At 59.9% G+C, this 17,940-nt stretch carries 20 protein-coding genes; 8 read left to right on the top strand and 12 right to left on the bottom strand.

Annotation, left to right across the window (positions count from 1 at the left end; translation table 11 throughout):
* Positions 1-53: 53 nt before the first annotated feature.
* Genes EP237_RS13435 through EP237_RS13425 form a run of 3 tightly spaced genes read left to right on the top strand, consistent with a single transcriptional unit; the run spans position 54 to position 1,651 of the window.
* The gene (locus EP237_RS13435; RefSeq protein ID WP_127561410.1) at positions 54-533 is read left to right on the top strand and encodes an ester cyclase; all 480 of its coding nucleotides are present in this window, start codon (positions 54-56) and stop codon (positions 531-533) included.
* Between the two features lie 25 nt (positions 534-558).
* A complete protein-coding gene (locus tag EP237_RS13430) occupies positions 559-1,053 on the top strand; it encodes a nuclear transport factor 2 family protein (protein WP_206052296.1) in 495 nt (164 codons plus the stop codon).
* Positions 1,054-1,096: 43 nt separating this feature from the next.
* Positions 1,097-1,651 (top strand): luciferase domain-containing protein, encoded by a 555-nt coding sequence (locus EP237_RS13425; RefSeq protein WP_127561409.1) that lies wholly within the window; start codon positions 1,097-1,099, stop codon positions 1,649-1,651.
* 114 nt (positions 1,652-1,765) lie between these two features.
* On the opposite strand, the gene EP237_RS13420 is transcribed toward EP237_RS13425, so the two are convergent.
* Positions 1,766-2,170 (bottom strand): single-stranded DNA-binding protein, encoded by a 405-nt coding sequence (locus EP237_RS13420; protein WP_127561408.1) that lies wholly within the window; start codon positions 2,168-2,170, stop codon positions 1,766-1,768.
* Positions 2,171-2,596: 426 nt separating this feature from the next.
* On the opposite strand from EP237_RS13420, the gene EP237_RS13415 reads away from it, so the two are divergent.
* Positions 2,597-2,917, top strand: a complete 321-nt coding sequence (locus tag EP237_RS13415; RefSeq protein WP_127561407.1) for an H-NS histone family protein — start codon at positions 2,597-2,599, stop codon at positions 2,915-2,917.
* 121 nt (positions 2,918-3,038) lie between these two features.
* Here EP237_RS13415 and EP237_RS13410 read toward each other — a convergent pair whose 3' ends face one another.
* The 9 genes from EP237_RS13410 to repA form a co-directional block, all read right to left on the bottom strand.
* Complete coding sequence (locus EP237_RS13410; protein WP_127561406.1) at positions 3,039-4,835, bottom strand: DUF2326 domain-containing protein; 1,797 nt, start codon at positions 4,833-4,835, stop codon at positions 3,039-3,041.
* Positions 4,832-5,071, bottom strand: a complete 240-nt coding sequence (locus EP237_RS23785) for an ABC-three component system middle component 8 (protein WP_127561405.1) — start codon at positions 5,069-5,071, stop codon at positions 4,832-4,834. The genes EP237_RS13410 and EP237_RS23785 overlap by 4 nt, the downstream gene beginning before the upstream one ends.
* The gene (locus EP237_RS13400) at positions 5,064-6,014 is read right to left on the bottom strand and encodes an ABC-three component system protein (protein WP_127561404.1); all 951 of its coding nucleotides are present in this window, start codon (positions 6,012-6,014) and stop codon (positions 5,064-5,066) included. Before EP237_RS13400 ends, EP237_RS23785 begins: the two co-directional genes overlap by 8 nt.
* A gap of 280 nt (positions 6,015-6,294) precedes the next feature.
* The gene (locus EP237_RS23145) at positions 6,295-6,459 is read right to left on the bottom strand and encodes a hypothetical protein (RefSeq protein ID WP_007803240.1); all 165 of its coding nucleotides are present in this window, start codon (positions 6,457-6,459) and stop codon (positions 6,295-6,297) included.
* 387 nt (positions 6,460-6,846) lie between these two features.
* Complete coding sequence (locus tag EP237_RS13395) at positions 6,847-7,320, bottom strand: hypothetical protein (RefSeq protein WP_127561403.1); 474 nt, start codon at positions 7,318-7,320, stop codon at positions 6,847-6,849.
* Between the two features lie 99 nt (positions 7,321-7,419).
* A complete protein-coding gene (locus EP237_RS13390) occupies positions 7,420-9,597 on the bottom strand; it encodes a ParB/RepB/Spo0J family partition protein (protein WP_127561402.1) in 2,178 nt (725 codons plus the stop codon).
* A 169-nt stretch (positions 9,598-9,766) separates the two neighbouring features.
* Complete coding sequence (gene repC / locus EP237_RS13385; RefSeq protein ID WP_127561480.1) at positions 9,767-10,978, bottom strand: plasmid replication protein RepC; 1,212 nt, start codon at positions 10,976-10,978, stop codon at positions 9,767-9,769.
* A gap of 213 nt (positions 10,979-11,191) precedes the next feature.
* Positions 11,192-12,124: a plasmid partitioning protein RepB gene (gene repB / locus EP237_RS13380; RefSeq protein WP_127561401.1), complete on the bottom strand. Its 933-nt coding sequence runs from the start codon at positions 12,122-12,124 to the stop codon at positions 11,192-11,194.
* Entirely contained in the window at positions 12,108-13,301 is a 1,194-nt protein-coding gene (repA, locus tag EP237_RS13375) for a plasmid partitioning protein RepA (protein WP_009503867.1), read from the bottom strand. Before repA ends, repB begins: the two co-directional genes overlap by 17 nt.
* A gap of 209 nt (positions 13,302-13,510) precedes the next feature.
* Here repA and EP237_RS13370 point away from each other — a divergent pair, with 209 nt between their 5' ends.
* Both EP237_RS13370 and EP237_RS13365 read left to right on the top strand, forming a co-directional pair.
* Positions 13,511-13,738, top strand: a complete 228-nt coding sequence (locus EP237_RS13370) for an AbrB/MazE/SpoVT family DNA-binding domain-containing protein (protein WP_009503866.1) — start codon at positions 13,511-13,513, stop codon at positions 13,736-13,738.
* Positions 13,728-14,123, top strand: a complete 396-nt coding sequence (locus EP237_RS13365; RefSeq protein WP_127561400.1) for a PIN domain-containing protein — start codon at positions 13,728-13,730, stop codon at positions 14,121-14,123. The genes EP237_RS13370 and EP237_RS13365 overlap by 11 nt, the downstream gene beginning before the upstream one ends.
* A 78-nt stretch (positions 14,124-14,201) precedes the next feature.
* On the opposite strand, the gene EP237_RS13360 is transcribed toward EP237_RS13365, so the two are convergent.
* Entirely contained in the window at positions 14,202-15,086 is an 885-nt protein-coding gene (locus EP237_RS13360; protein ID WP_127561399.1) for a recombinase family protein, read from the bottom strand.
* A 226-nt stretch (positions 15,087-15,312) separates the two neighbouring features.
* Between EP237_RS13360 and EP237_RS13355 the strand changes: the two genes are divergently transcribed.
* Together EP237_RS13355 and EP237_RS13350 are read left to right on the top strand one after the other, a co-directional pair.
* Entirely contained in the window at positions 15,313-16,380 is a 1,068-nt protein-coding gene (locus EP237_RS13355) for a hypothetical protein (RefSeq protein ID WP_127561398.1), read from the top strand.
* 158 nt (positions 16,381-16,538) lie between these two features.
* Positions 16,539-17,570 carry a nucleotidyltransferase family protein gene (locus EP237_RS13350; RefSeq protein ID WP_240661635.1) on the top strand — a complete coding sequence of 344 codons (1,032 nt, stop codon included), beginning with the start codon at positions 16,539-16,541 and terminating at the stop codon, positions 17,568-17,570.
* Between the two features lie 18 nt (positions 17,571-17,588).
* Here the strand turns inward: EP237_RS13350 and EP237_RS23520 are convergent, their stop codons facing one another.
* A complete protein-coding gene (locus EP237_RS23520) occupies positions 17,589-17,885 on the bottom strand; it encodes an SPW repeat domain-containing protein (protein ID WP_240661634.1) in 297 nt (98 codons plus the stop codon).
* Positions 17,886-17,940 lie beyond the last annotated feature (55 nt).

Raw genomic sequence — 17,940 nt, 5'->3', positions numbered from 1 at the left:
GGAGGCCCGCACCCCCGCGCGGCACTGTTTTTGACCAACCAGGAGACACATCTATGAACGCATTCCGGACAACGCTTGCAGCAGCCACGCTTGGGCTGACAGCCATTGCAACCAGTGCCGCCGCCGACGACATGGCGACCGTGCAAACCTTCTACGACTTGCTTAGCAATCCCGGGTCCGAGACCCATGTTGCGGCGTTCCTTGGCGCGACGTCCGAGAGTTGGGAAAGTGTAGGCGACTACTCCGGCGAGAACGAGGGCCGCGACGGGTTCGTCGGACAGATGGGGTTCTTCAGCCAACTCATTCCTGATCTCGACTGGTCCGTGCAGGCGATGCATCAGGACGGTGATTTCGTCACCGTGCGCAGCCGTACGACGGGAACGCCGACAGGCCCGTTTTTCGGCGTGGATGGTGAAGGGCGCAGCTTCGACATCCTGACCATCGACATCCACGAGTTGGACGATGGCGTCATCGTTCGGACCTACCATGTAGAAGATTGGGCAAGCGCGTTGCAGCAGCTTTCCGGCCGGTGATCTGCCCCCCAACAGGAGTATCAACATGCACAGACGACAGCTTCTTGCCGCATCCGCAGCCGCCGCGACCGGGATTGCCCTTGCAGCGCCAGCGACCGCGCAGACCACCGACGACGCAACCCAAGCCTCGTTCGATACAGTCATGGCCTTCATGGGGGCCATGGGCGGCGGTGACATGGATGCCATGGGTGCGCTTATGGCCGACGACATGGTCTGGCAAAACGAAGGTGATCCCGCCTTGCCATGGATCGGCACGTGGGAAGGCAAGGAGACGATCTTCAGCTTTCTTGGCACGTTCTCGCAGAATGTTCAGGTCACCCACTGGGAAAACCAGGACGCTTTCGCCTCCGGTGACACCGTGGCCGTCTTCGGCCGGATGAGATTGCGGCTGACGGCCTCTGGCGCGGAAACCGACGCGTTCACCTTTGCCCTGCGCGCCAAGGTCCGCGACGGACAGATCGTCCTATGGAACTGGTTCGAGGACAGCTTTGCCGTGAGCCGGGCGTTTCATGCGACTTGAGCCAGACAATCAACGCTGCGGCCGGGACCAAAAGGATATCGAGATGCCAAGACTTTCAAACCTGCTTCTGATCCCGGCCGCAGTATCGCTGCTCACTGCGGCGGTGCCCGCGTCCGCCCAGAACGTCACTTTCCCGATGCGCGATGGCGCGCGTCCGGAGACGACGAACGGCGTGCCGCACGTGCAGATCGGCGTATCGCCGGTCCCTGAGTTGTCAGAAGAAATGCTGCGTCAAGTCGCTGCACTTCCCTGGGTCGTTCTTGGGGCGACCCGCGTATCGCTCCCCGGTGCGGTTGGGTTTCAGCTGACAAGCGACGCCCCGATGGCACAACCGCAGGCCATCGTCGGCGGACGCGAGTTCGCCCATCTTCACCCTGATGGCAGTCTGCATGCCGCGCTGCACCCCGATACTGCCCGTGCCGCGATAGACGCCGGTTGGGCCGTGGCACATCCTTGGGCCGATCAGCGCGCGGGTTGGGAGGGGTTCGTGATGATCTATACGCCAATTACCGAAGCCGAACTGGACGTGGTGCTGCAACTGGTCCGTGGGTCGTATACCTACATCACTGGCGAGCCGTTGCCCGAAACGCAGCGATAGCAGCCATTCGCATGCCCCGCGACATTGGTCATTGTGGGCTCAAGGTTGCTTTTGGGTCATGCCGCGAACCCGGCGGGTTACCCCGCCGGGCCCGAGGGGGAGACCCCGTTCTTTTCAGAACGGGATCTCGTCGTCGCGGTCGACCAGTTCGGGGTTTTCGTTCTCGGCCGACTTCGGCCGGCTTAGGAAGTCGACCTTCTCGGCGATGATCTCGCAGCCGTAGCGGTCGTTCCCCATGCTGTCGATCCACTTGCTGTAGTGGATGCGGCCGTGGACGAGGACCTTCATGCCCTTTTCGCAATGCTCGGCGACGGTCTTGCCGAGACCGTTGAAGCAGGTGATGCGGTGCCATTCGTTGTCCATGACACGGTAGCCGTTCTCGTCGCGAAGGACGCGACCTTCCGAGAGGCGGGGGCGCGAGGTGGCGAGGCTGAAGTTGGTGATGTTGGTGCCGCCTTGGGTGGTGCGGGCTTCGGGTTTTTGGCCGATGTTGCCGGCGAGGATGACGATGTTTTGCATGATAAGCTCCTGTGTGTCCTGTCTTCGGGACCGTCCCTTCGACAAGACCCGGAAAAAGCCCGTCGGATGACGCGTGCACGGTGGACGGCACGGACGCCGGAAACCCCCAGAGGACCGGGGTGGAGCGGGCAGCCCCAACGGGGCAACACGGCCCGGACTGACGCGGGGTTGCGCGCAGGAGACCGAACGGGATTAGGGGATTGTCAGTCGAAGGGATGGCCCCGGAAGGCAGAGAGGCGCGGGGAGCCCATGCCAGACCCTGTCATCCTGCCAATCGGGACTGCCTGATCCCCAGTTCAGCACCTCACTGGCGACGAGAACTGCGATCACCAGCATCTGCCACCCCTGCCCTTGCCTGCCGGGCGTTGCGGCACCTTGCATCGACAGGCTATCGATACCGGGACATTCAGGACACGGACCGCATCAATGGCTGATTACGATCTCGAGGCACTGTCGCTCAGCGAGCTGAAGAAAATGCAGAAGGACGTCGCCAAGGCGATTACCACATTTGAGGATCGGCATAAGGCGGAAGCCCGCGCCAAGGTGGAAGCTCTCGCCCGGGATCTGGGCTACTCCCTGTCCGAACTTGTCGGCACCGAAACGAAATCCTCCCGTGCGCCTGCCGCGGCGAAATACCGGCACCCTGAGAACCCGGCGCTCACCTGGTCCGGCCGAGGGCGGAAACCGCAGTGGTTCGTAGAAGCCCTGGAAGCGGGAAAGACCGCGAGCGACCTTGCCATCAGTTAAAGGCTTGACCTACGCGATCGACCCAGAGCGGTCGCTGGCTCAGGTGCTCCTAAGCTGCGGATCGCCCAATAATAGCGGTCATCCAATCCAGATGAGATCTTCGTCTTGAGCGTATAGGCAGTTACCAGCTCTCGAACTTGAACAAGCGCCCTTCCTTCCCATCATCGTGTAGCTTCACGACCACTTCGTCCGGTCCAAACACGTCGCCGGCGCCAGCCTCAGGCGGCGGTGCATCTGAACCAATTAGCGTAATCACCGTTTGAATCCCAAGATCACTGTACTCTCGTATCACATCCAAAAGGTTCTGTTTTGGGCGTGGGTCCAATGCCTCGAAAACGCCATCGTGATAGACGAAGCGCGGAAACTTTCCATCCACGTGGGCGCGAAGAACAGCCAAATCGAAGGCCACACATTGAAGCTTCCGGTAGGAGGTGCCGTCACCTTCACTAGTCGCAAGCTCGTTATCATCAACAAAATCCGCCCGGAAGTCGAGGTTCCCCTCGGAGTTTACTCGCACATTTAAGAGTGCTTTCCGCCCGAGGACACGTTCGATGATCGAGCTGAAGTGTTTACGAGTTTGTGCCAACAGGCTTTCAGGATCTTGACTGACTGACCTGACCTGACGTTCGGCTAAACCTTGTTGCATAGAGTATGTGGCTCTAAGAGAGCGAAGCTCTTCACGTTTTTCTTGGATGTTGGTCCTGAATTCTTGCTGCTTTCGCAGTATAGTGACCTCAGCATTGATTCTTGAAATCCGCGCTGAGACTTCTTTATACTTTGTGAATACGTCTTCCGACCGCAAAAAGGCGAGAGCCGATTTTCGCTCGCTGTTCAATTGTGCCAGTTTTCGACCAATCTCGGTCAACTCAGTACGAGTTGCGGCCAGCTCTTCTCGAAGGTACTGCTGTCGTTCTTGAGTGATCGCGCGATTAAAAGCGATGAGCTGCTCGAAATCAGCGACGATCTGATCAGGGAAAAGGATCCCCACCTCATCAAACAAAGACTTCGCCTTCTGGGGGTCAAAAGAAATTTTTTCATCTTTCAGGGCATCACTAATTTCACGCTCATTATAAGTCAATGCGTAACGTCGATCGTTTAATGCTGCGATCTCCTGATCGATATTCCCTACCAAACGATCAGTCGCAGCTGCGTCAGCTTCCTCAAAGTCAAATTGGTCAAGTTCTGACTGCATACGTTCGACATCGGCCTCGCGAAGCTGCAACAGTGCGTCAGCATTTTCCAGTTGCTCTTCAGTGGCGCCGCTTTGATTCTCAAATGCTTGGAGCTCCACTTGCTTCTGATCGATGTCGTTCTTCATCGAGTAACGCTCTTTGAACAACGAGGCATCCAATCCTAAAACGCGAGCTAGAAGCGGCTTCCAATGGATGTCAGCCCCCATGTGGCGTTGAAGTTTAAAGACATCGTCATAGTCTGATTGGCGGCGGAGAAAATACCCCAGAGCCTCCCGGTACTTCCATGGGCTGATGTCTGTGAAGTCGAGATAGCCATCAAGAAGAGCCTGCGCCTTTTCAAAGGCTAGGTTTGAGTGTGTCCAACCGTCATCACCCAATGATGACAGGTCAGGTTCAGAAGCCTCTGATTTCTTAAAAGAGATTCTTGTTGGTGATTGGACGGACCTCCGGATTGTCAAATGGCTTCCGTCGAGAAGTTGGAGTTCAAGAAAAAAAACGAATTCTGAGAATAGATCACCCCGCTTCTTGAAAAAGTGGTCTTTATCAATTTTTCCCAATAGGCAAAAATCGATCACGCGAGCGAGTGTCGACTTGCCCAGGTTGTGGGAGCTTTTGCTTCGGTTCTCAGGATGCCGTATTTCCGCGACTACAGCATTGAAGCCCGCGTTGAAATCGACGGGTGTGAAATAGTGATCAAGGTTGGAGTAGAGGCGCACGAGTTTCACTTGGCACCTATGTATTCAAATCGGTCGCCCTTGGGGTGGTAACGCACCAATCCAAGCAAAAAGAGAAAATTCAGGGAGGGGAGAAAGAGTTTTTCACCACTCGAACTCGATAATGTCGCGTATCGCAGAAGGTCCGAATAGCTCTCGCTTCGGGACTTCCGAAGCCGTGTGAGCAGTAGGTAGGCCATGTTCATAACGGTAAGGTCCGGATGGGCATGCTTCGTGGGCCTAAGCATCGGCGTTCGTCCCGATGTCGCAAGTCCAGTACATGTAGAACAACATGGCCCGGGTAAGGCGTTGGTTGCTTCTCAAAGTAGACGAGCGGTCTATCAACATGTCTAGAAGATAGTTGAAAATACTGTCGAATGTGTCTCCTTCTTTCTGGAATTCTATTATCTTGAGCGAGAATTCTTCAGTAGCGTCATGGTATGCTGCTTGGAAGGCCTCGTTCTTGGGGTCGCTAAGAAAGACGTCAATCTGCTTCGTAACTGCTAGATATAAACTGCGCAATTTCTTGGCGTAATCTTCACTCATATTGTTGAGGCGGTTCTTCTCTTCAAACGGAGTGCGCGCGGTCGGCAAGTCTTTCGATACCGGGACGTCCAACTCTGCAAGCGCGTCTCGGAACGCCTCAATTGTCTCCGCCAACTCGTCCGGCCGAACAATAAGAGGGCGATCAAGCGGCCGAAAGTTCAAGCGGCTTCGGACATCGGGATACAACGCAAGCAGGTCATCAAGCTGGCTGGTGCCAAGGAACCCCAGTTGTTCCTTGGGCAAACCCGTTTTTCCGTGTAGGTACGTCTCCAGTTTACCTTGGGCGATCCCGGTCAATTTTCTGTTCGAAACAACAAGATAGTTATCAAGTTCTCCTGCCCGGATCATTTCGACGATCCGCGGGAGTTCGTCCGGTAGCACGCCCGTTTCCGTATCAGGATTGAAGAAAGTCTTATCGCTGAAGGACGCATTGAGGCCCATGGTATGCTTGGCTTGAACGATCGTACCGCCTTTCCATGGTGACGCCGTGGAAGGGTATGCTTGAGCGATGCCGCGAAACTTCCCATCCTTCCCGCCGTCTTTCCCCTTTGTAAAGCCACTAAATCCCGCACCGAAAAGGCGCTGGCCCAATGCAACGACAACTTGCTCAAATTGGTCATCAGATAGATCGTGATAATTTAGCAAGTGCTTCGCCGCCTCCCGTTAGCACCTTGTGCCAGTCGAACATCGCCAATGCAACGGCGGGGTGAACGCACCTCCAACAAGCAGCGAGTGACTGTTTTTCCGCCCAAAGGTGTGCGCGCTGAAGTTTTTCCAGCGTCCGCTCCCCGCCCTGTGGGCACTACGATCTGCCCTGATGGGCTACAGGCGTTTCTCAGATCGGCACCGCCGATCACGCGGCCGGAGATAGACCTGGCGGCGCGACTGCGCCGCGCCCCGGCCCTCGAGAAGTGAGGCCGAAGCCTCACCCGAAGGGATCGTACTCCGAGACTATCACGACCTCGTCTCCGTCGATTTCATCGGCGGGGACGGCGCCGAAGGTTCCATCCCCAGCCTGGAAGACGACGATCGAGACCATGAGCGTGGCGGCGAGGGAGGCGGCGAAGGCGTGAGCATCTTTGCGGGACATCTGTTTGGCTCCTGTCTTGGAGGCGGGGGACCATCCCCCGCGCGACAGGACCTCGAAGGCCCGAATACTGGCTGACATCACCGGGTGCGTTCGGCTCGTCCGAATCCACCCGGCGGCACGGGCTTGCCCGTAGTCCGACCCCTCGCGGGTTGATCTCGAAGACAGGATTCGGGGCAAGGAAGGGAATGGCGAGCGAGGGATGGTGCCCTGACGACTGGAGCCGGTTGTCCCGCTGATGCTTCTAACGCCGCCAGCCTCCCGGGCAGGCTCTTGGTTGAAGACGTCCTTCGTTGGGGATGGTTCCTTTGGCGCCCCGCGAACTCAAAGGACAAGGTTGTAATGGATGAGAGGCCCGCGCTTGGGCGGGCTCCTCGGTTTCAGTTGGGCTCAGGCGGCCAGGTCCGCGCCCCCTGCCCTTTCGCCCTGTTCATCGCCGACGATCTCAAGCCGCGCGTTGCGGTATCCTTCCTTGGCGATCCAAAGCTCGGCCGCGGTGATGGATTCCGCCAAATGCAGCAGCTCCGTGTTGCCGCCGAAGTCGAGGAGCACACGCACCTGCCCGGGCTTCGGCTCCTCGGCCACCTGGAAGACGAGGGCACTGTCAGCGGAATGGCTGCGCATGATGGTGACGAGGATCACCCCGTCCGAGGAGAAGTTACCCTCATGCAGCGTGAACGACGCGGGAGCAGTCCAGGTCGCGTAAGGCCGGGGTGGCTCCTTTTTCACAAGGCGGCCGACACCGTTCGAACGCTCCCAGGTCGCCAGCTTCTTCGTGAAGCGTGCCGGCGGCTTGGGGCTGCCGTCGGTGCAGCGAATGAGCGCCCCAAGGGGCCCGGTGTCGATGATGGTTGTTGCAGACATGATTCCTCATTCTGAATGCGAGTAATCGCACTCATCGTATTGATATTGTTATGCTATTGGGTGATTGGGGGCGGAATCTCCGCCCCCCGCTGGATCACGCTATTCGGCGGCCAGCATCGACGCGCCTTGAGCAGGCAGGTCATCCATCAGGAATGCAGGAAGGTCAGCTTCACTGACGCTGTCAGCCACTTCGACATCCGTCCCCTGCCCTTCGGCACAGTCCTCACCGTCCAGCGCCACGAGATCGTTCCGGCGCAGGACCTCGGGCAACCAGCCGCTGCCCTTCAGCAAGCGCTCGGCCTCACTGGCCATCTCGCCTTTCTTCAGGTGATCGAGGAGCTGGGCTGTCCCCTCCCCCTTGGCCTCACGCACGGCATCGAGGATGCGGGCCTTGGGCACACGGTTGAGATAGGTGTCGACCGTCGGCTCCCAACCCGCCTCGACCATATCGAGATCGACGGCACGCGCCACGAGATCGGCATGCGCCATACGACGGGTCAGACCGCCTGCGGAGATGCCTGCCCCGTAAGGGTTCACCTTCTCATGCAGCGCGTTGACGCCGAAGCTGAGGCAATGCGCCAGCAAGGCCAGACGGCTGCCCTGGTCGAGGACCTCCAGATAGTCCCAGAGCGCTGCATCATCGCCAAGCGGCAGATCGGCTTCCCATTCCGCATGACGTTCGTCGACCAGCTTGGCCACCACGCTGTCCTTCAGATCGCTCGCTTGCGCTGACATATAGACCTGACGCACAGATGCCTCGAGGCAGCTGCCTGACGCCCCGGAGGTACGGAAGGTGTCAGTGACGAGCTTCAGAAGCAAAAGTGTCAGCGCGACATCCGGCGAGCGACCGATCGCTTCACGCAGCGCCAGCGTCCGGTGGGCCGTCAACTCCATGACCAACCGCTCTGGCAGCGGCTTCAGCGCCCCGTCGTCCTCATCCTCCGGCAAGTCAGCTCCGATCGGCTGGCCACCCGACATGATGACGGTTCCGCCATGAGCGGCACTGCCATGGCCATCGGCGAGACCACGATCGTCCCCCTGCCCCGCTACCGCAGGATCAGTACCATCCTGGACCGCGGCCTCCTCAACAGGCTCATCCTCTGACCGCACATAGCCGCGATAGACGGCCAGCGCGCCGTAGCGGTCGAGCGTGACGAACGCCCCTGCCCGCCCGATCTCCTCCGCGTCGAAGATCAATGGCCTGGCCTCGAGTTTTTCCATGGCGACCTCCAACTCGCCAAGACGTGTGTCGATCTCGTCGGGGAATTCATCCTGACCCGCGTATTCGTCTTCCAACGCCCGATACTCGGCGAGCAGCTTGGCATGGGCCGCACCTTCCTCATCCGTCATTGGTGCCGGATTACCGGACAGGGACCGCAGCCCGTGGTTGTAGCCGTAGGGCAGGTCAAGCGCGACCTCGATCCACTTCCAGCCCTCAACGGCAACCTTCTCAGCCTCGGCCTGGAGTTTGTCCGCCACCAGCCGATCGAGCAGGGCTGGGTCTTCGAGCCAGCCACCGTCATCGCCCTGGAACAGGTCAAGCAACATCGTGCCGCCCGCCGCTTCATAGGCCTCAACACCCACAAAGACCGCGCGTCGGTCAGACGCCCGGACCGAGGTCTCGGTCAGCATCCGCCGGATTTGGAATGGCTCCTTGTTCCAGGATGAATCGATCACATCCCAGACCTGAACCTGACGCGCGTGATCAGGATTCACGGTGAAGGCCATGAGCTGCTCCAGCGTCATGCCGTCCTCGGCATAGATCTCAAGCAGGGCAGGGGCGACGGAACCGAGTTTCAAGCGCTGCTTCACGACCTGCGGCGTCACGAAGAAGGCCGCAGCAATCTCTGCATCGCTCTGGCCCTTATCCCGCAGCGCCACAAACGCACGGAACTGGTCGAGCGGGTGCAGGGCGACGCGCTGCAAGTTTTCTGCAAGGGAATCGTCCTCGGCCAGGATGCTGGACGCGGCATCGCGGACGATGCAGGGAATGGGCGTGGTCTTTGTCAAACGCTTCTGCTTCACCAGCAGGGACAATGCTTGGAACCGGCGGCCACCGGCCGGGATCTCGAACTTGCCGGTCTGGGTCCCATCGTCAGCCAAGACTGGCCGCACGCTCAGGCTTTGCAAGAGACCGCGGCGAGCGATATCTTCGGCCAGTTCCTCGACGGATACGCCAGCCTTGATGCGCCGCACATTGGACTGGCTCAGCACCAGCTTGTCAAAAGGGATATCCCGTGAAGGGGACAGGGTGATTTTCTGGACAGCTTTGGTCATCAGATCTTCTCCACGACGGGCGTCGGAAGCCACTCTCCCGATCTCACTTCCCGTCACCCTCAAACCAACACTCCTTTCCCTCTCGACGATCGTATGGTTGCCAAGAGGCAACTTAACAGCTGTTAAGTCAGGCCAACTGAACTCCGATGACGTTGAAACTTAACAGCTGTTAAGCCGCACTTCGCCGACCGATCAAAGCCATGACCATCGGACCGCAAGAGAATTCGCCCGCCGCGGCCTTGGACGTCAGCGCCCGCAAGTATCCACCCGGAGACCTGATTTCGGAAAAACGTTCCAGCATGGCCACGACGACGATCGAGGCTTGTTCTGGTCCCATGCAGCGTTGCGCTTCTTCCCAAGCGGAAACACTGATCCCCATGGCCGGCCGTACATGACAAGCCGCGTCGAAAAGTTGGTGCCAGTGTCGAATGTCGCCCTGATAGAAAGTCTTGAGCGAGGGACAGCCGGCGATTACCAGGTGGAGTGGAATTTTCGGCACCCGCCTCGTGTCATGCTCTTCACCGTTAGCCACGGGCTCACCCGTATCATCATCAGGCGCGCCGCCCGCCGCCCCGCCTTTTTCTAAGGCAGGTTCAAGATCTATAGATTCTTCATTTGAATTATGATGGTGACGCTCAAAATGGGCATCATTGGTGTTCATTTCTTCCGTTTCAGGACCATCAATGACGTTGCGTGCATGATCAAGAAGGGTCTCCAGTTCAGTCCGGAATGCCGACAGATCCTCAAGCGAAAGCTTGCGGCGAAGAGCGCGGGCCGTGAGAGCGGCCGTGTAGCGGAGCTGGTCCCATAGGCCAAGCCCGGGCTGGATGTCCTCGCCGAACTCCGCCAGAGCGGCCAGGTCGCGACGCATGAGGCTCACCACCTCCCTCAGTCGCCGCACACGGTCCTCGGCCTCACGCACGGCCTCTGCGGCCCGTGCAATCTCCTCTGCCCGGCAATAGAGCGGGGAGAGGTCAAAGCCGAAGGCCACGCGATCTTCACCACGCTTGCGCACATACCGCTTCCCATTTGGGCTATCGCGCCGCATGAGCAAGCCTGCCTCTACCAACCGGGCGAGGTGACGACGCATCGTCGAGCAAGGCATCCCGTTCAGCCGCTCGCAGATCGCCTTGTTGGATGGGAAGACGACCATTTCGGTGTTCCCGCCAAGCGCATCATCCGGAAAGAAGCTGAGAAGCCCCTGAAGAACGGTCAGATCGCGCTCGGAAACCCGAAAGGCGGCCTGTGCCTTGGACAGCTCGCGGAGGAGCTCCCACTTGTTGACGGGCTTGCCGGGAACAGACGCCTCAGGACGCTCGACGACGCGCAGATGGGCGTACGATATCGGCCGCATAAACGGCGAAATCGGTGTGTAATCCATGATGTCATTCACGAAGGCAAAATTTCCCTGGCCCGCGAATCGCTTTGCGCTTGCGGGAAAGGGGCCAGATCGCTACATTCAGAGGTGCGAAAACTGAAGTTTTGTAGCGGGCTGGTCCCGTGCGAAACCTAAGAAAGGTCTCGTGAAGCTTGCTTCTCGGGGCCTTTTTCTTTTCTGCCTGTCTCGTGCCTCCTTTTTGGTTGTTGCTCTTCCTCAGTCTTCCGAACGCTTCCAGCGCTCGTGAAGCTCGGCGATCAGCTGCGGGGCGTTGCCCTCGAGCCAGCTGACAAAATCGCTCTCCTCGGCCTTCAACTCGAGCTTGAGTTGCTTTCCACGACGTCCGGTCGTGACAGTGGCGGCACCGACCCCCGGAATCACCGTGCTGGGCCGCCCGCGAGGGCGAGACGAGGATGTGGTCTGTTCGGGCTTCCCTGCAGCAGAGAGGACGGCCAAAAATGCATGATCGGATTTCTCGTCAATACCGCCTTGGTAGGATGTCTTGGCCTCACCCGCCAAAGCTGCAAGCAGTTCGCGATCGGCATCCGTAGCCCCCAGCAACTTCTTGAGCTCTTCCCACCTGGGCCGACCAATGCCCGGAGCGGCACCGATGGCGAGGACCAGGTCCTCCCCAACGGTGCGGACCACGCTTAACAGCTGCGACACTCCTGCCTCGGTCAGATTGAGAACCTCGGCGACACCCTTGTTGGTGCGTTCGGATGCGCTCAGATGGTCACCGTCGAGCAAGGCTGCGGCAACAAGCGCTCGTTCGATGAAGCTTAGATCCCGCCGCTCCTGGTTCTCCAACAGCTGATCACGAAGTGCCTGATCGCCCTCCATCTCTGTGACAATGGCGCGGACCTTGATCCCAAGTTCTCTACAAGCTTCCAGTCGACGACGGCCATAGATCAGGCTGTAGCGATCACCCTCAAGCGGCCGGACGAGGATTGGTACTCGCTGTCCGTTCTTGGAAATTGACGCCTTGAGGCCTTCAGTCTCGATCTGCAGCCGGTCATCGAGCCGACCTGTGGTTTCGATTTGGTCAGGCTCGATTTCGAAAACGCCGCCACGCAGCCTGCGCCCCTCAAGAGCGTCGGGCGCGTTGCGCAGGGTCTGCAGTGGCAGTCCCAGTTTAGGCTTTCTTGCCATTGCGTCCCCACGTGTTCTGGATGATCGCCGCGATCTCGTCGTTGACGGCGTTCATGGATTCGATTGCACGATCGAAAGTCTGACGCGTGAAGTCCTTCTTGTCGGCCTCGTAGAGCGTCTGCTTCGTCAGCCCTGCATCAGAGATCGCAGTCGACTCAACCATGTGGTTGGTCAGCACTGACCTGCCGAACAGACCCCGGATGAAGGCAATGACCTCGGTTTGCGGGGCATCACCCACCTTATAGCGGGTCGGCAGAAAGCGCAGCCAGTCGAAGCGAAGGTTTGCGCCAGCATCCCGGATGACGCCAAGCAGATCAGCGGTCATTCGCAGAAACTGCGACATGGACATCAGATCGAGCATTTGCGGGTGAACGGTAACAAGCACCCCAGAAGATGCTGAAAGGGCGGACATGGTCAAGAAGCCAAGCTGCGGCGGACAGTCGATGACGACAACGTCATAGTCCGCTTCGACACTGTCCAGCGCGTCACGCACACGGGCAAAGAACGCCCGGGCACCGCCGCGCTGGATGGCTGCCGGCGTCTCATGTTCGAATTCCATGAGCTCGAGGTTCCCGGGAATCAGGTCAAGACCACGGATGTAGGTCTTGCGGATCACGTCCGAGATCGGGACCGGTTCATCGTAGCGAACCGCATCGTACAGCGTGCCACCCTCCATCAGGTCCAGCTCAGGCTGGATGCCATGAAGCGCGGAAAGGGATGCCTGGGGATCCAGATCGATCGCAAGGACACGATATCCCTTGAGAGCCAAGCGCTGTGCAAGGTGAGCGGATGTTGTCGTTTTCCCGCTGCCGCCTTTGAAATTCACAACAGAGACAATCTGAAGCTCGTCACCGGCCCGACGCCCCGGAACGTAGGTTCCAGGCTTCTTCGCGTTTGCCTCAAGGGCGTGACGAATCTCCCAGATATCATCGAGGGTATATCGCCGGTGGCTGCCCGCAGTGGTTTCGACGTCAGCGATCTTTCCTTCTCGATGAAGCTTGCGAAGGTAGGTATGATCGACGCCAAGCAACTCGGCCGCCTCGCCGCTGGTCAGGCTGCGCATGACTTTTTTGGCGTCGGGAGGGAAGTGGGCAGCACGTTGCGCATGAAGATTGGACGCAAGAAGCTCTGCGTAGTGCCCGATGGCAATGTCCAGGTCCTGCTCAGCTTCGCTCATCTCTGCCTCGATTCGTGGGCGCGTTTTTTATGTGATCGCTCGTTATTTATCGAGACTATTGCCCGAGCTATCAGATTCGTGCAAGCTCTTTCTAGATTTGGTGTCATTCGGTGCGTCATACACAAGAGTAGCTCGGGTTCGGGGGCAGGCTTGTCTTAGGAACCTTTCGGATATACATTACAAGACGTATATCCACATGGGAGTTCAAGATGCAGGTCGCAAAATGGGGTAACTCGCTGGCCGTCCGTTTGCCCGCGGAGCTCGTCCGAGAGCTTGGTCTCAAGGAGGGTGATCAGATCGACCTGGTCAAGGACGACGGTCGGGTCAGAGTCCGTCGCCTTGCTCGTGCGGATGAGGTGCTGACCGGCCTGCGCCGCTTCCGGGGCAAGTTGTCCGCAGCAGAACGTCTGAGCCGCGACGACGCGCATGAGCGCTGAGTTCGCGGACACGAATGTCGTTCTTTACCTGCTCGACGACGGCCCGAAGGCCGATCGCGCCGAGGTCATCCTGGGGCAGGGGCCCCGGATCAGCGTTCAGGTTCTAAACGAGTCACTGGTGAACTGCCGCCGCAAAGCTGGCCTCAGTTGGGAGGAAGCAGCGACCTTTCTCGAAGGCATGCGCGCCTTGTGTCCCGTCGAAGACCTGACCCTTCAGACCCATGACGTCGGCCGCGCTTTGGCTGAACGCTACGGCTTCTCGATCTACGACGCGATGATCGTGGCCAGCGCTTTGGTTGCGGGGTGTACCACGCTGTGGAGCGAGGACATGCAAGATGGCCTGCTAGTCGAAGGCCAGCTTTGCATCGTCAACCCCTTTACATGACCGGACAGCTACTGAGCGTGGAACTGACCACAACCTTGTAATCCTTCCATGTCGTGGAGGATTTGCAAGGTAGCTCGACTACTCAAGCAGCCCCAGTCTCTCAGCCCGTTCCAGCAGCATCTTCACCGAGGAGGGTTGCCAGCTTGTCCGCCCACGGGGCGTGCGCTCGCGCATCGCCTCCAGCCGGGTGCAAATCGCCTGAAGCGTGATGTCGGGGTCCGCGCCCTTGATGGCGGCGACGATGGCGGGCAGGCGGTCGTCGGTCTCGCGGCGGCCAGCCCGGGCGAGCACAGTCTCGGGCAGAAAGCCGTCGCGGACATAGGCGTTGACCGCGCGCAGAAGACGGCTTTGCGTCCACTGGCGCTCGCGGGGCAGGGGGCCGTTGACGACTCGGACTACGTCTTCCCAAGCCAAGTCGGGGCGCAGGCGGCGGACATGGGGAACCCAGTCCTGCGCTGTCTCGTTCAGCCGTTCCATGTAGCCGTCCTGCCGGGCTAGCCTCACCTTGCGCAGCGCCGCCGGATCCCGCGCGCGCAGGCCCGGATTGCCGCCAACCCGGCCTTTGGTCCGTGCGCTGGCCAGGCCGGCCTTGGTGCGTTCGCGGATCAGGGCGCGCTCGAACTCGGCCGCGGCGCCGAGGACCTGCAGGGTGAACTTGCCCTGAGGCGAGGACGTATCGATCGGATCGGTCAGCGAGCGGAAGAAGGCTCCCTTCGCCTCCAGCCGCTCGATCACCTCCAGGAGATGCGAGAGGGATCGCGCGAGGCGGTCGATCCGCACGACGACCAGCGTGTCGCCTTTGCCGATGCGTTCCAACACCCGCGCAAGCACCGGTCGCGCACGATTGCCGCCCGAGGCCTGTTCTTCATGGATCTCGGCGCAACCCGCGGATTTCAGGGCCTGCGACTGGGGCAGGGGGGTCTGATCTTCGGTCGATACGCGGGCATAACCGATCAGGGGCATCAAAACAGTCTTTTTGCAGTTTCATACATCGCTAATAAACGACCGTTTGTAAACAGATGCAAGGGCGATCTCTGTGGCCCTGTTCGTGTGAATTCCCTTGGTTTCCTTGCGCTGAGCGCGATGTGAGAGGTTCCGGCTGAAGTCGCGCGCGCCTCCTAAATAAAGAGCATGGGTCATGGCCAAAAAAGCGCTTGGGTAATGTGCATAATATTTGTATTTTGCACACATGAAGCAGAAAGCATCTCATTTTGATGATGATTTCGATGACCCCCTCATCACTATCGAGGGGGATGAGGAGGCTCACGAAGAAGACCTCTGGTTTCTGCCTGGGCCGCTCGAGGAAGAACCGGATGACCTGCCTCCCGGGCCACGTGCGGAACCGCCCGAAACGTCTGTCATCCACGGTTGGGCAAAGGCAGAGGGGGATCACGCTGCGCGGCTAGCAAAGGTGGCCGGACGCTTGGGTGCGCTGGATGACCGGTTGCTACGCGGCCCGCAGGGCTGGCGGCACAGACTGTCTTTGATAGAGGCGGCAGACCTTAGCTGGTTTGCGGGTGAGCGGGTGAGCTCTGATCGTCTGGCACTCTGGATGTCCATGCGATTGTCAGGTGCACAGGATGACCCAAATGCCCTGGCCCGGATTGGATGGGCTGTTCGGCGCTTGACCGGCGGTCCAGGCCCAGAGGTCGACTTAGCCGCCTTCCTGGATCGCCGCGATCCCGAGAACATTGAGGAGAGTGCCGAGCGTTTCGAGGATCGCGCGGGCGGATGGCTGGACGTAATGGCAGAGGCGACCGATCTCCATCCTATCACGCGGGCTTGCATGGGCTATCATCTCTGGAACATGGCGGGCCTCGGACAACACGGCGACCAGATCGAAGCCGCCGTCACAGCTGCCAGGATCGCGGCCAGCGATGGAAGCGGTGCCATCTTTGCACCGCTCGCTATGGGTGGGGCAGGGGGGCTGCGTGCCTCGGGCTTGCCACCCGAACGCTTGGCCCGCTGGTTGGATGGGATGAACAGCGCAATTCTGACGGCGATGCGTCATCTGGATAACATCGAGGCATGGGGCGTCCGGGCAGAAGGCGCAATGTCCCAGCTCTCTGGTCGCACTCCGGCCGCTCTCCGTTCGGTGTTGACGGAGTGGCCTTTGCTGTCGACCCCAATGGCGGAAACCTTGACCGGCGTCAGTCGCGCGGCCGTTCAGAGGAACCTGGCCTGGATGGAGCAACAGTGTCTGATCCGCGAGGTGACAGGGAACGGACGATTCCGAATGTGGCGGATCAGGGATTAGACCTCTGTAATCAGCGCAGTTCGGTTCCTGTTGCCCGGTTTCCGAGTGTTCTTGTGGCGCGGGTCTCATGCCCCCGTATTACGTGAATTCCAGCTTGCCTAGCAATTTTATTTTTTGATAGGTATATAGGTGCCAAGCAAAAGATGGAAATGATAGGCATGACCCCTCTCAGCAGCATCGCCATGAGCGCCTATACTGATCTGGTGCGGCTTCTGAAGGATGACGCCTTGTCCGGTGTGGAGGGTAAACCGACACTGAAAGAGCGGGGGGACAAGGGCTACTGGTACGCGGCGCGGCGTGTCGGCACCGAGATGCGATTCATCTATATCGGCGAAGACAGCGAGGAGACCCGCGCGCGCATCGAGCGCATCGAGGAGCTGCGCGCGACCGCCAAGGACCGGCAGGCCGAGCGGTCGCGGCTGGTCCGGCTCTTGCGCGCGGAAGGCATGACGCCCACCGACCGGGCGACCGGCTCCATCCTCTCTGCGATGGCCACGGCCGGCACCTTCCGCCTGGGCGGCACCATTGTGGGGACGAATGCGTTCCGGCTCTACGAGGGCGAGCTTGGCATCCGCCTGCCCCTGGGCGGCATGGCCAATACCGGCGATATCGACATCGCACAGTTCGAGAAGCTCAGCCTTGCCTTGCAGGATCAGGTCGATCCGGGTCTGGCCGAGACCTTCTCGGCGCTGAAATTCGATCCGGTCCCCGGACTCGACAAGGGCCGGACCTGGCGATGGGCGCAGGGCGGCAGTGGCCAGTTGGTCGAGTTCCTGACACCGGCCTTCGGCGAGGAGACGATCCGCAACCTGCCCGCGCTTGGCGTCGGCGCGCAGGCGCTCAACTACCTCAACTTCCTGATTGCCGAGCCGATCTATGCGGCAGCCCTCTACCGCGCCGGGATTCTCGTCCAGATCCCGCGCCCCGAGCGCTATGCGATTCACAAGCTGATCATCGCCGATCGGCGGCGTGACGGGGCAGGCAGCTTCAAATCCGCGAAGGACCGGGAGCAGGCGGGTTTCCTGATCGAGGCGATGGCCGAGGACCGCCCCGACGATCTGGCCCGGGCCTATACCACCGCGCGGGAGGTCGGACCGCGCTGGCGCGAGCACATGGACCATTCGCTGAAGCGCCTGCCGGAGACCAGGACCATTCTCGAGAGCCTGGGCGCGTCGTCGTCAGGGCGATGACCGCTCCTGCGCATCGGATCAAACAATGAACCTGTCCCAACTTCTATAATGTTCCTTGCTGCGCTTGCCGCGCGGCAGGCTGAGCGCGATGAGAGCGATCCCGGCGAGGATGCAGACAAGGCTGCCCGCGACCGTGCCGCCGTCCAGGACCCAGGGCGCGACGATGAGCCAGAGGCCGAAGAGGATGTTGAGGAACCGCAGGGGCCGCGCGACCTCTGCCCAGGCGATGACCGCTGTGGTCAGGACCAGGGCACCGAGCAGGTGATCGCTGTTGGCCATTGCCGCTTCGTTGCCGAAGATCGCGCGCGACAGCATCAGGAAGGCACCGATCCCGGCGCTCAGCCCGAGCGTCCATGGAACGGTGACGCCG

Origin of the sequence: Nioella ostreopsis, from assembly GCF_004000255.1 — a bacterium.
Taxonomy (GTDB): Bacteria; Pseudomonadota; Alphaproteobacteria; order Rhodobacterales; family Rhodobacteraceae; genus Nioella; species Nioella ostreopsis.
This window is presented reverse-complemented; position numbering and strand designations above follow the sequence as displayed.